The organism is Streptomyces sp. NPDC059255, from assembly GCF_042752355.1.
Classification (GTDB): Bacteria; Actinomycetota; Actinomycetes; order Streptomycetales; family Streptomycetaceae; genus Streptomyces.
The window spans coordinates 140306-162346 of record NZ_JBHYZP010000016.1; the positions used below are offsets into that span (position 1 = coordinate 140306).

The 22041-nt window shown below is 71.4% G+C and carries 16 protein-coding genes; 11 read left to right on the top strand and 5 right to left on the bottom strand.

The window, feature by feature from the left end:
• Nucleotides 1–44 precede the first annotated feature (44 nt).
• Complete coding sequence (locus tag ACFXKG_RS20300; protein ID WP_384840588.1) at nucleotides 45–842, top strand: PA14 domain-containing protein; 798 nt, start codon at nucleotides 45–47, stop codon at nucleotides 840–842.
• A 79-nt stretch (nucleotides 843–921) separates the two neighbouring features.
• Here the strand turns inward: ACFXKG_RS20300 and ACFXKG_RS20305 are convergent, their stop codons facing one another.
• Both ACFXKG_RS20305 and ACFXKG_RS20310 read right to left on the bottom strand, forming a co-directional pair.
• Nucleotides 922–2016, bottom strand: a complete 1095-nt coding sequence (locus ACFXKG_RS20305; protein WP_384840591.1) for a phosphatase PAP2 family protein — start codon at nucleotides 2014–2016, stop codon at nucleotides 922–924.
• A 75-nt stretch (nucleotides 2017–2091) separates the two neighbouring features.
• The gene (locus ACFXKG_RS20310) at nucleotides 2092–3147 is read right to left on the bottom strand and encodes a LacI family DNA-binding transcriptional regulator (protein ID WP_384840594.1); all 1056 of its coding nucleotides are present in this window, start codon (nucleotides 3145–3147) and stop codon (nucleotides 2092–2094) included.
• Between the two features lie 335 nt (nucleotides 3148–3482).
• Between ACFXKG_RS20310 and ACFXKG_RS20315 the strand changes: the two genes are divergently transcribed.
• The 8 genes from ACFXKG_RS20315 to ACFXKG_RS20350 all read left to right on the top strand — a co-directional run bounded on the left by ACFXKG_RS20315 (nucleotide 3483) and on the right by ACFXKG_RS20350 (nucleotide 16395).
• A complete protein-coding gene (locus ACFXKG_RS20315; protein ID WP_384840597.1) occupies nucleotides 3483–4757 on the top strand; it encodes an extracellular solute-binding protein in 1275 nt (424 codons plus the stop codon).
• An 87-nt stretch (nucleotides 4758–4844) separates the two neighbouring features.
• Entirely contained in the window at nucleotides 4845–5894 is a 1050-nt protein-coding gene (locus tag ACFXKG_RS20320; RefSeq protein WP_384840600.1) for a carbohydrate ABC transporter permease, read from the top strand.
• Nucleotides 5891–6796 (top strand): sugar ABC transporter permease, encoded by a 906-nt coding sequence (locus ACFXKG_RS20325; RefSeq protein ID WP_384840602.1) that lies wholly within the window; start codon nucleotides 5891–5893, stop codon nucleotides 6794–6796. The genes ACFXKG_RS20320 and ACFXKG_RS20325 overlap by 4 nt, the downstream gene beginning before the upstream one ends.
• 196 nt (nucleotides 6797–6992) lie before the next feature.
• The gene (locus tag ACFXKG_RS20330; protein WP_384840605.1) at nucleotides 6993–8687 is read left to right on the top strand and encodes an alpha-amylase family glycosyl hydrolase; all 1695 of its coding nucleotides are present in this window, start codon (nucleotides 6993–6995) and stop codon (nucleotides 8685–8687) included.
• Nucleotides 8688–8819: 132 nt separating this feature from the next.
• Nucleotides 8820–10526 carry a carbohydrate-binding module family 20 domain-containing protein gene (locus ACFXKG_RS20335; RefSeq protein ID WP_384840608.1) on the top strand — a complete coding sequence of 569 codons (1707 nt, stop codon included), beginning with the start codon at nucleotides 8820–8822 and terminating at the stop codon, nucleotides 10524–10526.
• Nucleotides 10527–10673: 147 nt separating this feature from the next.
• On the top strand, nucleotides 10674–13373 hold the full coding sequence (pulA, locus tag ACFXKG_RS20340; protein ID WP_384840611.1) for a pullulanase-type alpha-1,6-glucosidase: 2700 nt from the start codon (nucleotides 10674–10676) through the stop codon (nucleotides 13371–13373).
• Between the two features lie 142 nt (nucleotides 13374–13515).
• On the top strand, nucleotides 13516–15591 hold the full coding sequence (locus tag ACFXKG_RS20345) for an ATP-binding protein (protein ID WP_384840614.1): 2076 nt from the start codon (nucleotides 13516–13518) through the stop codon (nucleotides 15589–15591).
• A gap of 90 nt (nucleotides 15592–15681) precedes the next feature.
• Entirely contained in the window at nucleotides 15682–16395 is a 714-nt protein-coding gene (locus ACFXKG_RS20350) for a DUF4230 domain-containing protein (protein ID WP_384840617.1), read from the top strand.
• On the opposite strand, the gene ACFXKG_RS20355 is transcribed toward ACFXKG_RS20350, so the two are convergent.
• A complete protein-coding gene (locus ACFXKG_RS20355) occupies nucleotides 16386–17114 on the bottom strand; it encodes a TetR/AcrR family transcriptional regulator (protein WP_384840620.1) in 729 nt (242 codons plus the stop codon). The genes ACFXKG_RS20350 and ACFXKG_RS20355 overlap by 10 nt on opposite strands.
• A gap of 52 nt (nucleotides 17115–17166) precedes the next feature.
• Between ACFXKG_RS20355 and ACFXKG_RS20360 the strand changes: the two genes are divergently transcribed.
• On the top strand, nucleotides 17167–17505 hold the full coding sequence (locus ACFXKG_RS20360; protein ID WP_384840623.1) for a hypothetical protein: 339 nt from the start codon (nucleotides 17167–17169) through the stop codon (nucleotides 17503–17505).
• Nucleotides 17506–17634: 129 nt separating this feature from the next.
• On the opposite strand, the gene ACFXKG_RS20365 is transcribed toward ACFXKG_RS20360, so the two are convergent.
• Nucleotides 17635–19692, bottom strand: coding sequence for a hypothetical protein (locus ACFXKG_RS20365; protein ID WP_384840626.1), 2058 nt, complete (start codon nucleotides 19690–19692; stop codon nucleotides 17635–17637).
• Nucleotides 19693–19795: 103 nt separating this feature from the next.
• Here ACFXKG_RS20365 and ACFXKG_RS20370 point away from each other — a divergent pair, with 103 nt between their 5' ends.
• The gene (locus ACFXKG_RS20370) at nucleotides 19796–20254 is read left to right on the top strand and encodes a hypothetical protein (RefSeq protein ID WP_384840630.1); all 459 of its coding nucleotides are present in this window, start codon (nucleotides 19796–19798) and stop codon (nucleotides 20252–20254) included.
• Between the two features lie 135 nt (nucleotides 20255–20389).
• Here the strand turns inward: ACFXKG_RS20370 and ACFXKG_RS20375 are convergent, their stop codons facing one another.
• Complete coding sequence (locus ACFXKG_RS20375) at nucleotides 20390–21985, bottom strand: DUF1996 domain-containing protein (RefSeq protein ID WP_384840633.1); 1596 nt, start codon at nucleotides 21983–21985, stop codon at nucleotides 20390–20392.
• Between the last annotated feature and the right edge of the window lie 56 nt (nucleotides 21986–22041).

Below are 22041 nucleotides of genomic sequence, written 5' to 3' on the forward strand. Positions count from 1 at the left end.
CGTGGACGTCAACTCGCCCCGGGGCGAACGGAGATGTCCCCGCAGTGGAAGCGAGGACCAGTACAACCAAGGCTTCTCCTCACGAGTCGTGCACACGAGCGTTCACCGCCGCCCCCGCCTCCGCCGCCGTCAGTGGTTCTTCGCCGGTCTACACACGGCAGTTCTTCGCGAACACCACCTTCTCCAGCACTCCGAAGAAGACCGACTGCGACAGCGTGATCGACGAGAACTGGGGCACCGGCGCCCCCGCCTCCGGCCTGCCGAAGGACAACTTCGGCGTTCGCTGGTCCGTCACCCGCGACTTCGGTTCCGGTGGCCCCTTCGCCCTGCCGGTGACCACCCAGGACGGGATCCATGTCTACCTCGACGGCACCCGCAGGATCGACCTCTGGAAGAACGTCTCCGCCACCGAACGGAAGACCGTCAACATCACGATTCCTTCCGGCAAGCACACCCTGCGCGTCGACTTCGTGAACTGGACCGGGACGGCCGAGGTGGTGACCGCGACCGAACTCGACACGACGCCGAGCGTGCCGACGCCCGAGGGCTCGCCGCTGTCCGTCCAGGCGTATCCGGCCGAGGGCGACGAGGGGAACGAGGTGAGGTGGAACGGCCTCGGCCCGTCCGACCCGGAGACCGCGGGCGGATACCGCGTCTACCGCTGGAATCCCGTGACCGCGACGTACCAGAAGATCGCCGAACTCGGCAGCGAGGCCTTCTTCCACTTCGACACCGGCGCCAGGCGCGGCACCACGTCCTACTACTGGGTGACGGCCGTGGCCGCCGACGGAACGGAGTCCCTGCCGTCCGGTGATTCGACGGTCACCGAACCGGTCCGGTGACCCGGGAGGCCCCGGCGGGCCGGGAGACGACGGTTCTCCCGGCCCGCCGGGGCTCGCCGTATGCGCGGCGGCTGTGTGCTCAGCGCGACGCGGGACGCTCGTCCCTGTCCTCGGTGCGGGGCGACAGGCGCCGTACGAGTGTTCGCGGTGGGCGGCGGTCGTCCGCGGCCCGGCGCGGCAGGTGGTGCGGCAGCGCCCCGTACCAGAGGTACGAGAGCGTGAAGCCGAACGCCAGGCAGAGCATGCCGCCCACCGCGTCCAGCCAGAAGTGGTTGGCCGTGGCGACGATGACCACCAGGGTGGCCGTCGGGTAGAGCAGGCCCAGGATCTTCGCCCAGGGCGCCGACGCGACGGCGAAGATGGTCAGGCCGCACCAGAGGGACCAGCCGATGTGCATCGACGGCATCGCCGCGTACGGGTTCGACATGTTCTTCAGGTTGCCGGAGGCCATCGAGCCCCAGGTCTCGTGACGGACGACCGTGTCGATGAAGTGCCCGCCGGACATCAGCCGCGGCGGCGCCAGCGGATACAGGTAGTAACCGAGCAGGGCCACGGCGGTGGTGGCGAAGAGGGTCAGCCGGGCGGCGGAGTACCGGCCCGGATGACTGCGGAAGAGCCAGACGAGCACACCGATCGTGACGACGAAATGCAGTGTGGCGTAGTAGTAGTTCATGGCCACGATCAGCCACGTCACCGAATTCAGGGCGTGGTTGACGCTCTGTTCCACGGCGATGCCGAGGGTCTGCTCCGCCTGCCAGATCCAGTCGGCGTTCTTCATTGCCTGGGTGCGCTGCTCGGGGACCGCGTTGCGGATAAGGGAGTACGTCCAGTAACTGACCGCGATCAGCAGGATCTCGAACCAGATGCGCGGGCGGCGCGGGGAGCGCAGCCGGCCCAGCCGCCGGGGCCGTACCTCCGAGACGGCCGAGGCGCTCGGGGCCGCGGGGGGCGCCGGTGCGGGCTCCCGCGGTGCCGTCCGGTCCGCTTCCGCGGCCGTTGTCGGCTCCGTGTTCGGGGCCGTGTCCGGCTCCGTCTCCGGGTTCGCGCGCGTGTCCGTGACCGTGACCGCCTCCGTCGCCTGCGCCCCCGGGGCCGCTTCGTCCGCGGTGGGTGACGGCGTGGGGAACGGGGTGGCCGTGCGGCCTTCCTCTGCCTTTACCGTCGATTCACCCATAGGGCGAGAGTCTGCCAGATTCCTCACCCTCGACCGATCATCCCTCGGACGGGTTCTGCTCGCATGTGCTCCGTCTCAGGGACTAGGCCGCGACCCGGATATCCCTTGGGGTCCGGGGGTCGGCCCGGAAGCAGTTGAACCGCGTACCACCAGCTCGGGCATGAACACGAACTCGCTGTGCGGGGCGGGCGTACCGCCGATCTCCTCCAGCAGCGTACGGACCGCGGCCTGGCCCATCGACGGCACCGGCTTGCGGATCGTCGTCAGCGGCGGGTCGGTGAAGGCTATGAGCGGCGAGTCGTCGAAACCGACCACCGACAGGTCGCGCGGCACGTCGAGTCCGAGCCGGCGCGCGGCCCTGATCGCACCGAGCGCCATCATGTCGCTCGCGCACACCACCGCCGTGCAGCCGCGCTCGATCAGCGCGGACGCCGCCGCCTGGCCGCCCTCCAGGGTGAACAGCGACTGCTGGATCAGCTCGTCGGTCTGCGGCCCGGTCAGCCCCAGCAACTCCTGGACCGTGGCCCGGAAACCCTCGATCTTGCGGAGCACCGGGACGAACCGCTTGGGCCCGACGGCCAGCCCGATGCGCTGATGGCCCAGCGAGACGAGATGCGTCACCGCCAGCCGTACGGCCGCCCGGTCGTCCGGCGAGATGAACGGCGCCCTGACCTTCGGCGAGAAGCCGTCCACCAGGACGAACGGCACGCCCTGGGCGCCCAGCTTCTCGTAGCGCCGCATGTCGGCGGAGGTGTCCGCGTGCAGCCCCGAGACGAAGATGATGCCGGAGACGTCGCGTTCGACCAGCATCTCCGTCAGCTCGTCCTCGGTCGAGCCGCCGGGCGTCTGCGTGGCCAGTACGGGGGTGTACCCCTGCCGGGTCAGCGCCTGCCCGATGACCTGGGCGAGCGCCGGGAAGATCGGGTTCTCCAGCTCCGGCGTGATCAGGCCGACGAGCCCCGCGCTGCGGCGCCGCAGCCGTACGGGGCGTTCGTATCCGAGGACGTCGAGCGCGGCGAGTACGGACTCACGGGTGGTCGCGGCAACACCGGGCTTGCCGTTCAGAACGCGGCTGACCGTCGCTTCGCTGACCCCCGCCTGAGTTGCGATATCGGCAAGCCGTGCGGTCATGTGAGTGGACTGTACCGGTCGTCTGTCGGATTGCCCACCGGGCGTGGCGAGCGCGTGACCGGCCGGCGCGCGGCAAGTTCTTGCAAGTTCTTGCGAAACCTTCCTGCGGCGCGGTTGACGCGCTCCCGTGGAGGCGGGGACCCTGGTTGCCGGTGTTGACGGGGATCGGCGGAGCCGTCAAGGGTGAGCGGCGAAATCGACAGGACACATGCCGGTAACGATCGGCGGACCTTGCAGAAATATTCCGCAAGGTCTTTCGGCCTTCTTGCATCGCTGTTACGTTCACGTCCGACCCGGCGCCGCGACGGAGCGGTACGGCAGTTGAAGGAGTTCGGATGCGACGTGGCATAACGGCCACCGCCCTGGCCGCGATCCTGGCCCTCGCGGCGACCGCCTGTGGCGGCGACGAGGGTTCCGGCGGCTCGAAGAGTTCGGGCGGCGAGCTCTCGGGGACGGTCACGTGGTGGGACACCTCGACCGTCGGCAGCGAGGACAAGGTGTTCAAGAAGCTCGCCGAGGGGTTCCAGGAGAAGCACCCCAAGGTCGAGGTCAAGTACGTCAACGTGCCGTTCGGCGACGCCCAGAACAAGTTCAAGAACGCCGCCCAGTCCGGCTCCGGCGCCCCCGACGTGATCCGCTCCGAGGTCGCCTGGACCCCCGAGTTCGCCGATCTCGGCTATCTCGCGCCCCTCGACGGCACCCCGGCGCTCAAGGACGAGAAGGACTTCCTGCCGCAGGCCGCCGCGTCCACGGAGTACGACGGCAAGACGTACGCGGTGCCCCAGGTCATCGACTCCATGGGCATCTTCTACAACAAGAAGATCTTCAAGGACGCGGGCGTCGAAGTCCCCAAGACCGTCACCGAGTTGAAGACCGTATCGAAGACGATCAAGGAGAAGACCGGGAAGACCGGGCTCTACCTGCGCGGCGACGACGCCTACTGGTTCCTGTCGTTCCTGTACGGCGAGGGCGGCAACCTCGTCGACGCCGGGTCCAAGACGGTCACCGTCGACAACCCGGCGGGCGTCAAGGCCATGAAGGTCGTCAAGGACCTGGTCGACTCCGGCGCGGCCAAGACCGACGCCACGGACGGCTGGGAGAACATGCAGGCGTCGTTCAAGGACGGCGACGTCGCGATGATCATCAACGGCCCCTGGGCCGTGGCCGACACCTACGGCGGCGCGCAGTTCAAGGACAAGGCCAACCTGGGCATCGCGCCCGTACCGGCGGGCTCCGTCGCGCAGGGCGCCCCGCAGGGCGGCCACAACCTCGCGGTGTACGCGGGCTCCAAGAACCTGGACGCCTCCTACGCGTTCGTGGAGTACATGACCGCCGCGCAGAGCCAGGCGACCGTCGCCGAGCAGCTCAGCCTGCTCCCGACCCGTACCTCCGTCTACGCGATGCCCGGCGTCGCCGACAACGAGATCGTCGGGTTCTTCAAGCCGGTCGTCGACAAGTCCGTCGAGCGCCCCTGGATCCCGGAGACCGGCAGCCTGTTCGCGCCGCTGGTCACCGAGTACACCAAGGTCCTCACCGGCCAGAGCACCCCGGAGAAGGGCGTCGAGACCACCGGTGACGCCTACCGCAAGCTGCTCAAGGGCTGGAAGTAGCAGGGCAGTAGCAGCAGTAGCAGGAGCGGTAGAAGCAGCAGAAGTAGCAGGAACAGCGGGAACAGCAGGAGAAAGGGAGGCCGGCTGATGGCCGTGCACACCACCGGCCAGTCGGTGGCGCGGGCCGCGGGCGACGAACTCGCCCGTGGCCGGGGCCGCGGCTCTGGCACGCCCCACGGCACCGGGCCCGGGGGCCCGGCCGGGGGCCCGGGCGGCAGATTCCGCCGGGCACTGGCGACGCACTGGTACGCCTGGACCATGGTCACCCCGGTGATTGTCGTGATCGGCGTGATCATCGGCTATCCGCTGGTCCGGGGCGTCTACCTGTCGCTCACCGACGCCAACGAGCGCAACGTCGAACGCAGCATCGGCGTCAACCACCTGCCCGCCACCTACGAGTTCGTCGGGCTGGACAACTACACCGCGGCCCTGACGGGCGACCAGTTCCTTTCCACCCTGGGCTGGACCCTGGTCTGGACGGTCTCCTGCGTCGGCCTCACCTTCGGCCTCGGCCTGGCCCTCGCGAACATCCTCAACCGCCGGATCGCGGGCCGCTCCCTCTACCGGATGCTGCTGATCCTGCCCTGGGCCGTGCCCGGCTTCGTCTCCGTCTTCGCCTGGCGCTTCCTCTACAACGAGGACCGCGGCTTCCTCAACAAGCTGCTGGCCGGCGGCGGCATCGACGCCGTGCCGTGGCTCAACGACCCGACGTGGGCGAAGTTCTCCGTCATCGCCGTCAACATCTGGCTCGGCGTGCCCTTCATGATGGTCGCGCTCCTCGGCGGACTCCAGTCCATCCCGGGGGAGATGTACGAGGCGGCCGAGATGGACGGTGCCAATCCCTGGCAGCGGTTCGTCCACATCACCATGCCGGGGCTGCGCTCCGTCAGTACGACGGTGATCCTGCTCTCCACCATCTGGACGTTCAACATGTTCCCGGTGATCTTCCTGCTGACCAGGGGAGGACCCGGCGACGCCACCCAGATCCTGGTCACGCAGGCGTACAAGTTCTCCTTCGAGATCAGCCCGCGCGACTTCGCGCAGTCGTCCACCTGGGGCGTGCTGATCCTCGTCCTCCTGATGCTCTTCGCCGCGGTCTACCGGCGAGTCCTCCGCAAGCAGGGAGATACGTGGTGACCACCGCCCCGGCCCAGGAAGCCGCCGTCTCCGGAGCCCCGGCCACCGGCACGGCCCCTGCCCCCGTCACCGGAGCCCGAGGCCGTCGTTCCCCCGCGGCCTCGGTCGCGCTGCACGCCACTCTCACCGTGGCGTCGGTGATCGCGGTCTTCCCCGTGCTGTGGGTCCTGCTGACCTCGCTCAAGCCCGCGAGCTACGCGACCACCACGGACTTCTTCAAGGACACCACGTTCGAGAACTACACCAACCTGCTGCGGGACACCCCGTTCCTCACCTGGTTCGGCAACTCGCTGCTCATCGCGGGCCTCACCACCGTGCTCGGCGTCTTCGTCGCCGCCACCACCGGCTACGCCGTCAGCCGCTTCCGCTTCCCCGGCAAGCGCGGGCTGATGTGGACGCTGCTGATCACCCAGATGTTCCCGGTCGCCGTCCTCATCGTGCCGATCTACAACATCATGTCGGGCCTCGGGCTCCTCAACAATCCGACCGGCCTCGTCATCACGTACCTCACCATCGCCGTGCCGTTCTGCGCCTGGATGATGAAGGGCTTCTTCGACACCATCCCCCGGGAGATCGACGAATCCGGGATGGTGGACGGGCTCACCCCCTTCGGCACCTTCTTCCGGCTGATCCTGCCGCTCGCGCGGCCGGGACTCGCGGTCACGGCGTTCTACTCCTTCATCACCGCGTGGGGCGAGGTCGCGTACGCCTCCGCCTTCATGGTCGGCGACGAGAACCTGACCCTCGCCGGCGGCCTCCAGAAGTTCGTCAACCAGTACGGCGCCCAGTGGGGCCCGATGACCGCCGCGTCCGTGCTGATCGCCGTCCCGGCGGCCCTCGTCTTCCTCTTCGCCCAGCGCCATCTCGTCACCGGGATGTCGGCGGGCGCGGTCAAGGGCTGACGGAAACACCCGGCGGCCACCGGAGACCCTGGTGGCTGCCGTGGACCCCCGTCGACCACCGGACAACCCGGTGACCCGTACGCAACACGCCAGCAAGCCGGCAGGCCAGTAGGCCGACACATCAGCAAGCCCGCCGCCCGTTACCGCGGCCTTCGGACACTCCAGGCCACCCGCCCCCAGACACTCCAGGGACGACATGACCCAGCACCTCGCTGCCCCTCTCTCCGGCACGTCCGACGACGCCCCGGGCCACCGCCACGGCTGGTGGCAGGACGCGGTGATCTACCAGGTCTATCCACGCAGCTTCGCCGACGGCAACGCCGACGGAATGGGCGATCTCGACGGAGTACGCCGCCGCCTCCCGTACCTGAGGGAACTGGGCGTCGACGCCGTCTGGCTCAGCCCCTTCTACGCGTCCCCGCAGGCCGACGCCGGCTACGACGTCGCCGACTACCGCGCCATCGACCCCATGTTCGGCACCCTCCTCGACGCGGACGCGCTGATCCACGACGCCCACGCGCTGGATCTGCGGGTCATCGTCGACCTCGTGCCCAACCACTCCTCCGACGCGCACGACTGGTTCCGCCGGGCGCTGCGCGAGGGCCCGGGATCCCCGCTGCGCGAGCGGTACCACTTCCGGCCCGGGAAGGGCGCGCACGGCGAACTCCCGCCCAACGACTGGGAGTCCGTCTTCGGCGGCCCCGCCTGGACCCGTACCACCGACCCTGACGGCACCCCCGGCGACTGGTATCTGCACCTCTTCGCCCCCGAGCAGCCGGACTTCAACTGGGACCACCCGGCCGTCGCCGACGAGTTCCGCTCCATCCTGCGCTTCTGGCTCGACATGGGCGTCGACGGCTTCCGTGTCGACGTCGCCCACGGCCTGGTCAAGGCGCCCGGACTGCCCGACCTCGGCGGCGCGGGCCGGCTCAGGCTGCTCGGCACCGCCGACGGCGGCACGCCCTTCTTCGACCAGGACGGCGTCCACGAGATCTACCGCCAGTGGCGCACCATCCTCGACGAGTACCCCGGCGACCGGATCGCCGTGGCCGAGGCCTGGACGCCGACCGTCGAGCGCACCGCCCACTACGTACGCCCCGACGAGCTGCACCAGGCGTTCAACTTCCAGTACCTGTCCACCTCGTGGGAGGGCGCGGCGCTGCGCGAGGTCATCGACCTCTCCCTCGCCGCGATGCGTCCCGTCGGCGCCCCCACCACCTGGGTGCTCTCCAACCACGACGTCACCCGGCACGCCACGCGCTTCGCGGGCCCGCCCGGCGCCGGCACCCAGACCCGGGAGCCCGGCGACCGTACGCTCGGACTGCGCCGGGCCCGCGCGGCGACGCTGCTGATGCTCGCCCTGCCCGGCTCCGCCTACATCTACCAGGGCGAGGAGCTGGGGCTCCCCGACGTCACCGACCTGCCGGACGAGGCCCGGCAGGACCCGTCGTACTTCCGCGCCGAGGGCCAGGACGGCTTCCGCGACGGCTGCCGGGTGCCCATCCCCTGGACCCGCGAGGGGAGTTCGTACGGCTTCGGCGAGGGCGGCAGCTGGCTGCCGCAGCCGGAGCAGTGGGGGGAGCTGTCCGTCGAGGCGCAGACCGGCGACCCGGCCTCCACGCTGGAGCTGTACCGGGCCGCGCTCGCCGTACGCAAGGAACACCCCGGGCTCGGCGCCGGCACCGACGTGGCGTGGCGGGACGCGCCCGAGGGCGTGCTGATCTTCGCCAGGGCCGGCTTCGTCTGCACCGTCAACACGACGGGGACGGCGGTACGGATCCCCGCCCCGGGCACGCGGCTGCTGGCGAGCGGACCGGTGGGCGCGGGGGAGGCCGCCCCGGGCGCGGAGTTCGAGCTGCCGGCCGACACCACGGTGTGGTGGACGGTCTGAGCGCCCGCCACGGCCTGAGCGTCTGCCACCGCTGACCGGCCCACCCCAGAGACGCACCACCCGCACCGCCTGCACCACCAGCACGGCAAACCGTCACCCGCATCTCCCCCCACCAGTGCTGTTGGAGGAATCATGGCTCGCAGACCCCTGGCGGCCGCGCTCGCCCTCGTGGCGGGCGCGGCGGCCGCCCTCACGGTCCCCACGGGGACCGCGCAGGCGGCGCCGCCCGGCAGCAAGGACGTCACGGCCGTTCTCTTCGAGTGGAAGTTCGACTCCATAGGCGAGGCGTGCACGGACACCCTCGGCCCCGCCGGCTACGGCTACGTACAGGTGTCGCCGCCCCAGGAGCACATCCAGGGCGGCCAGTGGTGGACCTCGTACCAGCCCGTCAGCTACAAGATCGCGGGCCGGCTCGGGGACCGCGCCGCCTTCTCGAACATGGTGAACACCTGCCACGCGGCGGGCGTCAAGGTCGTCGCCGACAGCGTCATCAACCACATGGCGGCCGGTGACGGCACCGGCACCGGCGGCACCTCGTACACCAAGTACAACTACCCGGGCATCTACTCGGGCGCCGACATGGACGACTGCCGCGCCACCATCAGCAACTACGGCGACCGCGCCAACGTCCAGAACTGCGAACTCGTCGGCCTCGCCGACCTGGACACCGGCGAGGACTACGTACGCGGCCGGATCGCCGCGTACCTCAACGACCTGCTCTCGCTCGGCGTGGACGGCTTCCGCATCGACGCGGCCAAGCACATGCCCGCCGCCGACCTGGCCAACATCAAGAGCAGGCTGAGCGATCCGGGCGCCTACTGGAAGCAGGAGGCGATCTACGGCGCGGGCGAGGCGGTCTCGCCCGGCGAGTACCTCGGCACCGGGGACGTCCAGGAGTTCCGGTACGCCCGGGACCTCAAGCGGGTCTTCCTCAACGAGAACCTGGCCTATCTGAAGAACTTCGGCGAGGGCTGGGGGTACATGGCGTCGGGGAAGTCCGCCGTCTTCGTCGACAACCACGACACCGAGCGCGGCGGCGACACCCTCAGCTACAAGGACGGCGCGAACTACACGCTGGCCAATGTGTTCATGCTGGCCTGGCCGTACGGCTCGCCCGACGTGCACTCCGGGTACGAGTACACCGACCGCGACGCGGGACCGCCCAACGGGGGTACGGTCAACGCCTGTTACAGCGACGGCTGGAAGTGCCAGCACGCCTGGCGCGAGATCTCGTCCATGGTCGGCTTCCGCAACACCACCCGGGGCCAGGCCGTCACCGACTGGTGGGACAACGGCGGCGACCAGATCGCCTTCGGCCGGGGCTCGGCGGGGTACGTGGCCATCAACCACGAGGGCTCGGCGCTGACCCGTACGTTCCAGACCTCCCTGCCGGGCGGCGCCTACTGCGACGTGCAGAGCGGGAAGGCGGTGACGGTCAACGGCTCGGGCCAGTTCACCGCGACGCTCGGCGCGAACACGGCGCTCGCACTCCACACCGGCGCGCGGAACTGCTCCGGTGGCGGCGGTACGGAGCCACAGCCGGGCTCCTCCGGGGCGTCCTTCGGTGTCAACGCGACGACGACGGTCGGACAGAACATCTATGTCACCGGTAACCGGTCCGCGCTGGCCGACTGGAGCACCGGCGGCGCGCTGAAGCTCGACCCGGCGGCCTACCCGGTGTGGAAGCTCGACGTGGCGCTCCCGGCGGGCACGACGTTCGAGTACAAGTACCTCCGCAAGGACGCGGCGGGTGCGGTGACGTGGGAGAGCGGCGCCAACCGCACCGCCACGGTGCCCGCGTCCGGCAAGGTCACGCTGAACGACACCTGGCGCGGCTAGGGCCCGCGCGGGGCGCCGGGCGGGCCGCACCCGAGGCCCGCCCGGCGCCCGATCTCCGTACCCCGCCCCCTCGCTCGTCCCGCCTGCCTCCGTACCCCCGCCCCTTGTTGCCTCCGTACCCCTCCTCCCCCTCCCAGGAGCCCTCGCGTGATACGCCCGTCCCTGCGCGCCGCGGTGACCGCCGTCCTCGCCGCCGCCCTGTGCGCGGCGCTCGCGCCCGTACCTGCCACCGCCGCGCCCGCCTCCGAGCCCGCGTCCGTCCCCGCATCGGTGTCCACCGCCGCCGAGGCCCTGTGGATCGACGCGGGCACCGTCGTCTGGAAGGTGGCCGCCGCCTCCGGGAGCCGTCAGGAGCTGGAGTACGGCGACGGGCGGCTACGGCTCGCGCCCGGCCGCCTCACCGACGCACAGCGGGCCCGGTTCCCGCACCTCGGGGAGTACCCGGCCTTCACCGTGGACCCCCGGGACCGCCCCCGCGCCCGTACGGCGCTGCGCGGCCAGGTCACCGCCGCCCAGCGCGCGGCCGACGGCACCCTCCTCGCCGCCACCGGCGTCCAGATCCAGGGCGTCCTGGACGACCTCTACAGCGCCCGCGCGGCCAAGGCGTCGCTCGGTCCGGTCTTCACCGGGGGCCGCCCCACCCTCTCCGTCTGGGCGCCGACCGCCCGTACCGTCTCCCTCGAACTCGGGGCCGGCGCCGACGCGCGTACGGTCCCGATGCGGCGCGACGACGCCTCCGGTGTCTGGTCGGTGCGCGGCCCCGCCTCCTGGGCGGGTGAGCCGTACCGGTACGCCGTGACCGTCTGGGCCCCCGCCGCGGGCAGGACCGTCACCAACAAGGTCACCGACCCGTACTCGACCGCGCTCACCACCGACTCGGCGCGCAGCCTCGTCGTCGACCTCGCCGATCCGCGGCTCGCGCCCGCCGGCTGGTCCACCCTGCGCAAGCCGAAGACCGTACCGCTGCGCGACGCGCAGATCCAGGAGCTGCACGTCCGTGACTTCTCGGTCGCGGACCCCACCGCGCGCCACCCGGGCGGATACCTGGCCTTCACCGACACCGGGTCCGCCGGAATGCGGCACCTGCGGGCGCTCGCCGCCGCCGGGACCTCGTACGTCCATCTCCTCCCGGTCTTCGACATCGGCACCATCCCCGAGAAGAAGTCCGAACAGGCCGTTCCCGGCTGCGACCTGTCGGTGTACGCGCCCGACTCGGCCGAGCAGCAGGCGTGTGTCGCGCGCACCGCCGCCCGGGACGCCTACAACTGGGGGTACGACCCGCTGCACCACACGGTGCCCGAGGGCTCGTACGCCTCCGACCCCGAAGGCACCCGGCGTACGGTCGAGTTCCGGCGCATGGTGCAGTCGCTGAACGCCTCCGGGCTGCGCACGGTCATGGACGTCGTCTACAACCACACCGTGGCGAGCGGCCAGGACGAGAAGTCCGTGCTCGACCGGATCGTGCCCGGCTACTACCAGCGGCTGCTCGCGGACGGCACGGTCGCCACCTCCACCTGCTGCGCGAACACGGCGCCCGAGAACGCCATGATGGGCAAGCTCGTCGTCGACTCGGTGGTCACCTGGGCCAGGCAGTACAAGGTGGACGGCTTCCGCTTCGACCTGATGGGCCACCACCCCAAGGCGAACATCCTCGCCGTACGGAAGGCGCTCGACGCGCTGACCCCCGCGAAGGACGGCGTCGACGGCAAGGCGATCGTCCTGTACGGCGAGGGCTGGAACTTCGGCGAGATCGCCGACGACGCCCGCTTCGTCCAGGCCACCCAGCGCAACATGGCGGGCACCGGTGTCGCGACCTTCTCCGACCGCGCGCGGGACGCGGTGCGCGGCGGCGGCCCCTTCGACGCCGACCCGGGCGTCCAGGGCTTCGCCTCGGGCCTCTACACCGACCCCAACTCCTCCTCCGCCAACGGGAGCCGGGAGGAACAGCGGGCCCGGCTGCTGCACTCCCAGGACCTGGTGAAGGTCGGCCTGTCGGGCAGCCTCGCGGGGTACGCGTTCACGGACACGTCCGGGCGCCGGGTCACGGGCGCGGAGGTCGACTACAACGGCGCCCCCGCCGGATACGCGGCCGTCCCCGGCGACGCCCTGGCCTACGCGGACGCCCACGACAACGAATCCCTCTACGACGCGCTGGCGTTCAAGCTGCCGCCCGCCACCCCGGCCGCCGACCGCGCCCGTATGCAGGTGGTGGCGCTCGCCACCGCGGCCCTCTCGCAGGGGCCCGCCCTCTCCCAGGCCGGCACGGACCTGCTGCGCTCCAAGTCGCTGGACCGCAACTCGTACGACAGCGGCGACTGGTTCAACGCGATCCACTGGGACTGCCGCGGCGGCAACGGCTTCGGCCGGGGGCTGCCGCCCGCCGCCGACAACGCGGACAAGTGGCCTTACGCCCGGCCCCTGTTGGCCGACCCGGCCCTGCGGCCGGGCTGTTCGGAGATCGACGGCACCTCCGCCGCCTACCGGGACCTGCTCCGTATCCGCACCACGGAACCGGTCTTCTCCCTCGCCTCCACGTCCGCCGTCCAGTCCGCGCTCTCCTTCCCGCTCTCCGGGCCCGACGAGACCCCCGGGGTCGTCACGATGCGCCTCGGCGATCTGGTGGTGGTCTTCAACGCGACGCCGTGGACGCGGAGCCAGCGGGTGGCGGAGCTGGCGGGGCGGCCGTACGCGCTGCACCGTGTCCAGGCCGGGGGCGCGGACCGTACGGTCAGATCCGCCGCGTACGAACGGGCGACGGGCACCTTCACCGTGCCGGCGCGCACGGTCGCGGTCTTCGACGCGGGTGCGGGTGGGGATACGAGCGCCGGTGCGGGCGCGGGCCAATAGATCCGTACGTGGCAGACCAATTGACGAAAAGTCAACGGTAACTGACGGAAATACAGCAGATGACAGTCGTTTCTGACCGTTTCCCACCACGGGTGTCGGTCCTGGGCCCGAACTGGTCCAGACTGTCCCCGTGGTGGGGAACATGCCCGAAGAGACGACCAGCTTCGTAGGGCGCAGGACCGAACTGATCCTGGTGGAACGCGCGCTCGACGAGCACCGGCTGACCACGCTGACCGGCAGCGGCGGCGTCGGCAAGAGCAGACTCGCGCTGCGCGCCGCCGAGCGCGCACACGCGGCGGGAGACTACCCCGACGGCGTGTGGTGGGCCGACCTGGCCCCCCTCCACGACGAGCGGATGCTGCTCATCACCGTCTCCGACGCCGTCGGCCTCTCCGACCACTCCCTGCGCATGCCCATCGACGCCCTCTGCGAATGGCTCGTCCACCGCCGGCTCCTCCTCGTCCTCGACTCCTGCGAGCGGATGACCGAGGCCTGCGGCCACCTCGTCGGCGAACTCCTCACCGCCGTCCCCGGCCTCACCGTCCTCACCACCAGCAGGCAGCCCCTCGGCATCCCCGCCGAGCACCTCCTCGACGTACCCCCGCTGCCGCTCGACGGCGTCGACGGAGAGGACGGAGAAGACGGGCTGGACGACGTCCTCCAGCTCTTCCGCGACCGCGCCGCCCGCGCCGCGCCCCGGCTCTCCTTCGACGACCCGGACACCCTCGCGGCCGCCGCGCAGATCTGCCACCGCCTCGAAGGCATCCCGCTCGCCGTCGAACTCGCCTGCGCCCGGCTCGACGAGAACTCCGTCGACCAGATCGCCCTCCTCCTCGACTCCCGGCTCGACACCCTCACCCACCAGAACGTCTGGCCCCAGCGCCACCGCGCCCTGCGCACCGCCATCGGCTGGAGCCACGAACTGTGCGCGCCCCTGGAACGGCTGCTCTGGGCCCGGCTCTCCGTCTTCCGCGGCGACATCGACGCGAACGACGCGCGCGCCGTCTGCGCCGGCGGCCCGCTCACCCCCGACGGCGTCACCCAGGCCCTCGCCGGGCTGGCCCGCCAGTCCGTGCTGCGCCGGGACACCTTCGGCGCGGACGGCCACGACCGCTACCGGATGCTCGACACCATCCGCGAGTACGGCACGATGTGGCTCGCCGAACTCGGCGAGGAGAAACTGCTCGCGGACCGGCATGCCGCCCACTTCGCCGACCTGGCCCGCCGCGCCCACAGCGGCTGGGCCGGCGGCGGGCAGGTCGCCTGGTACCGCAGGATCACCGACGTCCACGCCGACCTGTGCGCCGCCCTCAACCACCTGCTGGCCGAGGACCCCGCCGCCGCCCTGGACATGGCCGGCCGCGTCGCCTTCTTCTGGACCTGCTGCGGCCACCTCCACGAGGCCAGGCTCTACCTGGAGTACGCCCTCGACGCCGACCGCACCCCGGGCCCCGACCGCACCCGCGCCCTGTGGGCCCTCGGCGTCACCGTCATGCTTCAGGGCGACCACGAGGGCGCGTTCCGGCTCGGCGAACGGTGCGCCGTCGCCGCCTATCACGACCGGGAGCCCGACTCCCATCTCTCCGCGGCCTACGTCCTCAGCCTCACCTGCCTGATGATGGGCCGCGCCCAGGCGTCGTACGTCGTCGCCGACCGCGCCCTGCGCACCCACCCGGCCGACTTCTTCGACTCGCCGGCCCAGCTCCGCTGCCGGCTGGTCCGGGTCTTCGCGCTCACCGGGCTCGGCCGGTTCGACGAGGCGCGCGACCAGGCGGCGGAGCTGCGCCAGGTCTGCGTGGACCGCGGCGAGTGCTGGACCAGGTCGTACGCGGACTACCAACTCGCCCTGGTCTTCCTCCTCCAGGGCCGGCCGTACGAGGCGGAGGCGTACGCCCGCTCGATGGTCGCCGGCAAGGAGGAACTGGGCGACAGCTTCGGCATCGCCCTCGGCCTGGACCTGCTCGCCGCCGCGGTCGCCGCGCAGGGCGACGGTGAACGGGCCGCGCACGCCTACGGCACCGGCCAGGCGTTCTGGCGCATGATCGGTCATCCGCAGCGCGGCACCCCGGAGCTGGAGCAGGTCCGCGAGGAGTGCGAACGGCAGGCACGGGCGGCGGCCGGGAACCCGGCGTACGAGAACGCCTTCCACCGCGGCCTCGTCGACGACGGCCGGAGCGGCCTGGCCCGCGCACTGAGGGGCCATCTCCCGGAGGGATGACCGGAGTTGCCCGACCGGTCCGGGGCCCGGCGGATGGCAAAGAATTCCTTGTGACCGTGTGAACGCGGCCGGGCGGGACATCCGGTAGGTATGACGTCCACCGACGCGAAACCGGAAGAGAGCCCGGGCGAGAGCCGGGACAACCGGAAGGGCCGGGACGGGGCGCGCCCCGCGCGGCTCTCCCGCTGGGCCAAGGTGCCCATCGCACTCGTCGTCGTGGCCGCGCTGCTCTTCCTCGGCAGCCGGCTCGATCTGCTGCCCGGACTCGGTGGTCTCTTCGGCGAGGAGACCCACGACCGTACGGGACCGACCCTGCTCCAGTCGATCCAGGACCTCGACCGGTACGAGGCCGCGTCCGGCAACTTCCAGGTCGTCGTGGACCTGGAGAAGGACACCAAATACCTGCCGGACGCGATCCGTGGCTCCCGGACCCTCTTCGTGGGTGCGGGCACGGTCAGCTCGTACGTCGACTTCCGCTCCATCGGCGACGGCAACGTCCAGGTCAACGAGGAGCGCACCGCCGCGACCATCACCCTGCCGCACGCGCGGCTCGGCAGCCCCGCGATGGACGCGGACCGCTCGTACGCCGTGTCCAAGCAGCGCGGACTGCTCGACCGGCTCGGCGACCTCTTCTCCGACAACCCGGCCGACGAACGCGCCGTGAACCGGCTGGCGGCCCGGCACATCGGCGAGGCGGCCGAGGACAGCGAACTCACCGCCCGCGCGGAGAAGAACACCACCGCCATGCTCCAGGGGCTGCTGCGCTCCCTGGGCTTCACCGAGGTGAAGGTCACCTACACCTGACGCCGCTGCCCCGGCAGCGCCGTCACCCCTGCCCCCAACCGGCCGAGCCGGCCGAGAAGATCACCGAAAGTCCCGTCGGCCGGCTCGTCCGCGACGATCTTCAGCAGGATCCCGGCCATCTCGTCGTCGTACGCGGCGCTCACCGCGGCCAGCGCCGCGAAGTCGTGGACGAGCTGCCACTCCAGCTCCCGGCGCGGAATCCGCCGCCCGTCGAGCCAGAGCAGCGCCGTCGACTCGGCGAGCGAGACCCAGGACCGTACGACCAACTCCAGCCGCGCGGGCGGATCCTGGACCCCGAGATGGGCCAGGATCTGCTCGTACGCGGCCTGCCGCACCTCGTCGATCAGCGCCGCCGCGGCCGTCCCCGACCCGGCGGCGGGACCGCCCCGCATGAGCGCGGAGAAGCCGGGGCCATGCTCGTCGACGAAGTCGAAGAACCGCTCCATGACCCGGTGCAGCCGCGCCCCGAGCGGCCCTTCGCGCGGCTCCAGGAACCGCGCCGCCAACTCGTCGGCCGCGCGCCGCAGCGCCGCCTCGTACAGGCTCTGCTTACCGGGGAAGTAGTGGTAGACGAGGGGCCGGGATATCCCCGCCGCCGCGGCGATCTCGTCGATCGACACGTCCTCGGGGGAGCGGCGGCTGAACAGCTCCAGCGCGACCCCGATGAGCTGCCGCTTCCGCTCCTCGACGGCCATCCTTCGGCGCACCCCGGTCGTCATGCGCACAGCCTAACCGGCCGCTTCCATGAGATGTCGGTTACGCTCCCGGCATATGAGCACACCCGACGAGGCAGCCCCGACCCCGCTCCCGGCCCCCACCCCGGACGCTCCCACCACCCCGGACTCCCTCCGCACCGAACTGACGCCTCGTCAGGCCCGCCTGCTCCGCATCACCGTGGCCTCGGCGCTGCTGCTCACCCTGGCGACCCTGCTCGCGATCCGCCTGGCGGAACGCACCTCGGTCCTCGTCGTCGGGGTCTACGGCCTGGCGATGATCCTCTGCGGCGTAGTGATCGAACTCAGCCGCCACGGCCGCACCCGCCTCTCCACCTGGCTCCTCACTGGAGGCCTCCTGGCAGCCCTGGCCGCGGACTGGCTCCTGCTTCCGTAACCGGGGACCACCCCGCTACAGCTCGTCCCCGGGTCCGCAGCGTACGGAGGGACGCGGCGCCCGAGTGAGTCGGCGCGCGCTGCGGCCACAGGACCGCGGAGCCCTCGGCCGTGAGAGCGAACGTGCACGTCAGCCGAGTGAGTTCACCTTCCTGCCGTCCTCCGTCCGGCCGTGAAGTCGCGCGCGGGCGCCCTCCGGGGCCGGGAGGGCCAGGGTGTTGGTCCTGGACGTGCCCGACACTCCGCCCGTGGCGGTCAGGGCGCGCAGGCCGGGGGTGCCTGCCGCCAGGAGGAACCAGTGGCCCGCCCGGGACTTCCACAGGACGCCCGCCAGGACGCGGGGGTCGCGGGTGCCGCAGGCCGGGGAGTCCGCCGCTCCCGCCGCGAGGGCGGCCGGGGCGGCGGGGTGCCGGGTCGGGGCCTGGAACTGGGCCAGGACGCGGCTGCCCGGGCCCCGCCAGGTCTCGGCTCGGGTGCAGAGCCAGGCCGCCGTGCCGTTGGACTCGGGGAGGGGCTGGCGGGCGAACTCCCAGGAGTTCACGGAGCGTACGCCGCCCGCCCGCGCCGAGGGGAGCAGGCAGGCCGTGCGGGCCCAGGCCGCGCGGTCGGCAGGGGCCGAGACGTCCTCGGGGGAGCCGGGTGGTCCCGACGTCAGGCGCGCCGGGGTCAGTTCGCCCAGGTCGGTGAGGAGCCGCCGGGCGGGGGAGGGGGCGTCGGCGGTGCTCACCTCCAGGGTGTCCCAGGAGCGGCAGGACGCGCGCGGGGCCGTGGGGCTCGGCAGCGGATCCGTCACGCCGTCCGCGTCCCGGCGCAGCGGGCGCGCCGGGGTGGCCGGGGCGAGGAGGTCGCGTACGGCCGTGCCGGTCACCCAGGGCGCGGTGAGATAGCGGACGTTGTCGTCCGAGCGGCCGACGACCAGCGCCCCCGAGGCCGCCTCGTCCGCGCCGTCCGTGCGTGCGAAGTCCAGCGCCGCGAGTCCGCGGTTGCCACGGTCGCCGCCCGCACCGCCGTCGCCGGTCTCCGCGTACCGCACCACCCGCAGGCCGTCGTGGAAGAGCACCACCCGCACCCCGTCGACCTCCCCGGCGTAGAGCAGTTGGGGTGAGCCCATCGGCGGGCCCGACGGTGTGGCCGGTGTCGTCGAGACGTGGACGGCGCGGCCCGGCTGTGCCCAGACCGCCAGCGCCCTGCGCAACAGGGTTGCTTCGGTGACCAGTTGGCCGCGCGCGGGCCAGACCGAGAAGTCCGTACGGGACGCGGTCCGCCACGCGGTGGGCCCGACCCGCCGCACCTTGGCCGGGTCGAGGGCCGATCGCGCCGCCGGGCTCCCGGTGAACGCGGGGGCCGAGCCGTCCGGGGCCCGGCCGCCGCCGTCCACCCCGAACAGGGCGACGCAGACGAGCGCGGTGGCGGTGGCGGCGAGCGTGGCCCTGCGGTACCGGCGGCGGCGCAGCAGGTCGGTGGGCCTGGCCTGGAGCGAGCACGGGTCGAACTCGGTGGAGTGGAGGAGGGGTTCGGCTCCTGGGGTGGGGGAGGTCGGGGAAGGGGATGCCGAGTCCGTGGCCTCCCGCAGTGCCGTGTCCGCGTCGTCGGCGCCGGCGGCGGTGAGCAGGTCCCGTACCGCCGGGTCCCCGAGGCCTTCCAGCCCGCGCAGCACGAATGCCGCCCTGGCCGGCCCCGATAGCGCGGACAGCCGCTGGTCCAGGGCGAGTTCGTCCGCGCCGCCGGAGCGCGGGAAGAGCCGCAGCCCCCAGACGCGCGGGAGCAGCGGTGGCAGTTGGGCGCGGGTCGGCCACGCGAAGCGGCGCAGCGGGCGCCCGGCGTCCAGCGCCTGGCGCAGCACCCGGCCCCGTACGTACGCGTAACTCGCCCGGCGTGCTTCGGCGACCACGGCCCCGGTCCCCGCCCCCGTCCCCGGCGCGTCGCGCTGGCCCGGGATCCCGGAGCCGTCCACCGCCGTGCGCCCGCGGGGCAGCGAGCGCTGCACCAGCGCGTGGGCGGTCAGCACGCGGCGGTTGCGGCCGAGGGCGGGCGGCAGCACGAGGTAGGCGAGGCGGACGAGACGGGGGTAGTGCTCCACGAGCGCCGCCTCGGCCTGTTCCAGCCCGACGGGGATGATCCGGGCGGCAGGCGGGGCGGGCGCGGAAACGGTGGGGGCGTCGGCCGGGGCGGCGTTGTCTCGGGGCACGCTCAGCAGAACGATCGATGGAGCCGATGGTCACCCCGTCGCGCCCGCCGCGGAGTTCACCGTTCCCCCACACGACCCTCCGGTCACGAGGGACGATGGCCCTATGCGTAAGGACCGATTCCCCGTACTATTCGCCGCCCCTGCCGTCGCCCTCTCCCTGGCGCTGACGGCCGGCTGCGGCACGAACGACGAAAAGGCCCCCGAGGAACCGAAGACGGTTACCGGGAGCCTGGAAGAGATCGCCTCGAAGGCGAAGTGCGACCCCGAGATACAGCACCCGTCCGAAGAGTTGCGGCAGGCCAACTGCACGACGGAGGACGGGAGGTACGTGCTGGTCACCTTCGCGACCGACCGCGGACTGCGTGAATGGATCAACGAGGCCAAGCCGTACGGGGGTTCGTACCTCGTCGGCAGGAAGTGGGTCGTGTCGGGCGACGCGAAGGTGACGGAAGCGCTGCGCGGCCGGCTCGGCGGGACCGTGGAGACCGGCTCGTCGCACCAGTCTGGGGGCACTGGTGGCGGTGGGGGGAGCGAGGACCACTCGGGTCACAACAAGAGCTGACCGCGCAGCGCGGGTCTTTGTGGTGGGGGGATCTGCGCCGGGGCGGGGGCCGAGTCGGGGGCTGGTGGTACGAGGAGGGTGACCCCTCCTCGTACCACCGGACGGCCCGCCGCCTGCCGGACTGTTACCGGTGGCTCACTTGCACTTCTTACCGGTGTTGATGCAGTTGACCATGGTGTTCATCAGGTTCTCGTCGAAGACGTTGATGAAGTCACCGTGGTCGGTGACGGGCTTGTGCAGCTGCTCCGGGAAGGAGTCCACCGCGAAGCCCGGGCCCGGCGGCACGTCGTAGACGATGCGCTGCTGGAGCTGCGGGATGGCCTTGAAGCCGTTGCCGCAGTTGCCGTTGGCGTCGGCGAACGCCACGTGGGTGCGGTGGTTGGCGCTGTCCGCGTTCACACCGTCCCAGCAGCTCTGGAACTTGAACGTACGGACGACCTGGCTGTTCTCGGGGCAGATCGGGTACTTGTCCTTGAGCTGACGGTCCTCGAACCCGGTGCAGCTCCAGGACGCGTTGGCGTTGCCGGGGCCGTTCACGAACGCCTTGGCGTCACCCGTGATGATCCGCATGAGGCGGGGCATCGCCGTGACCTTCGACTTCGGGTTGCCCACGAAGGTGTTGGTGACCTGCGACGGCGTCTGGATGATGCCGGCGTTGCCTTCCTTGCCACCGCCGTCCTCGTTGACGTCGGCCTCGTCCTGGCCGTTCTGGAGCCGGATCACCGGCCAGAAGTACGAGGACTTGTCACCCTGGTTGGCGCACGAGGTGTCGGCGGCGGCGAGGCTCTCGTCGGTCGCGAACGCGTCGTTGGCCTGGTTGCCGATGTAGTCGTGCATGTGGTGGGCGCCGTTGCTCACGCCCGGGGCGACGATGACGTTGTCCGAGTTGAAGATCTTGTTCTCGTTGCGGCCGCAGTCGCTGGAGAACGTCCCCTTCGATCCGCCTCGGCCGTTGCGGGCCTGCTGGACGTTGGGCTGGACGGTCGTGATGTCGACGAAGTCGGAGGCGTCGGGGCCATTACCACCCTGGCCGCCGCCCGCACCGCCATTCTGGCCGCCGTTCTGGCCTTGGTCCTGACCGCCATTCTGACCGCCGTTCTGGCCCTGGTCCTGGCCACCGCCGCCGTTCTGGCCGCCGTTCTGACCCTGGTCCTGGCCACCGTTCTGACCGTTGCCCTGGCCGCCGTTCTGGCCGCCGTTCTGACCGTTGCCCTGGCCGCCGCCGTTCTGGCCGCCGCCCCGGCCGCCGCCGTTACCCGCGTTGGGGTTGTTGTCGGCGCGCAGCGAGCAGGCGGAGAGCGCCTCCAGTCCCTGCGGCTTGGTGCCGACCCGGCCCATCGCGATGGAGATCCGGTCGAGGGCCGCGACGCGCTTCGCCTTCAGCGGGCCGAGGATGGCGTTGTTGGCGTAACCCGAGTCCTGCTCTATCGCTCTCTTCTCGCTGGCGAACCGCGCGTAGGCCTCGGTGATCTGGGTGTCCATGTTGGCCAGTTCACGGTCGACCTCGGCCCGGGCTGCTTCGGGTACCTGCGTCAGCTTGTTCGACGGGTCCGGGCAACTGATGGTCGACAACGTCTGTGCCGCGTTCTGAGTTTGCTGCGAGGACTTGCCCTCGCCCGCCGATGCGTAGACATTGACCGCTGCCAGACCACCCCCGCCCAGGAGCAGGGCAGCCCCGGCGACGATCGCCCGGTTTGCCACTGTGGAGCGTTTTCTCGATGTGCGTGACATGGAACTCCTCAAGCTTCGTTGCCGGTTACAGGAAAATCGCGGCAGGGGGAGAAGCG

Excerpts from the sequence above, each read along its gene's own strand:
- ACFXKG_RS20305 (WP_384840591.1), bottom strand. The coding sequence starts at position 2,016 with ATGGGTGAATCGACGGTAAAGGCAGAGGAAGGCCGCACGGCCACCCCG.
- ACFXKG_RS20310 (WP_384840594.1), bottom strand. The coding sequence starts at position 3,147 with ATGACCGCACGGCTTGCCGATATCGCAACTCAGGCGGGGGTCAGCGAA.
- ACFXKG_RS20315 (WP_384840597.1), top strand. The coding sequence starts at position 3,483 with ATGCGACGTGGCATAACGGCCACCGCCCTGGCCGCGATCCTGGCCCTC.
- ACFXKG_RS20320 (WP_384840600.1), top strand. The coding sequence starts at position 4,845 with ATGGCCGTGCACACCACCGGCCAGTCGGTGGCGCGGGCCGCGGGCGAC.
- ACFXKG_RS20330 (WP_384840605.1), top strand. The coding sequence starts at position 6,993 with ATGACCCAGCACCTCGCTGCCCCTCTCTCCGGCACGTCCGACGACGCC.
- ACFXKG_RS20335 (WP_384840608.1), top strand. The coding sequence starts at position 8,820 with ATGGCTCGCAGACCCCTGGCGGCCGCGCTCGCCCTCGTGGCGGGCGCG.
- ACFXKG_RS20345 (WP_384840614.1), top strand. The coding sequence starts at position 13,516 with ATGCCCGAAGAGACGACCAGCTTCGTAGGGCGCAGGACCGAACTGATC.
- ACFXKG_RS20350 (WP_384840617.1), top strand. The coding sequence starts at position 15,682 with ATGACGTCCACCGACGCGAAACCGGAAGAGAGCCCGGGCGAGAGCCGG.
- ACFXKG_RS20355 (WP_384840620.1), bottom strand. The coding sequence starts at position 17,114 with ATGACGACCGGGGTGCGCCGAAGGATGGCCGTCGAGGAGCGGAAGCGG.
- ACFXKG_RS20360 (WP_384840623.1), top strand. The coding sequence starts at position 17,167 with ATGAGCACACCCGACGAGGCAGCCCCGACCCCGCTCCCGGCCCCCACC.
- ACFXKG_RS20370 (WP_384840630.1), top strand. The coding sequence starts at position 19,796 with ATGCGTAAGGACCGATTCCCCGTACTATTCGCCGCCCCTGCCGTCGCC.
- ACFXKG_RS20375 (WP_384840633.1), bottom strand. The coding sequence starts at position 21,985 with ATGTCACGCACATCGAGAAAACGCTCCACAGTGGCAAACCGGGCGATC.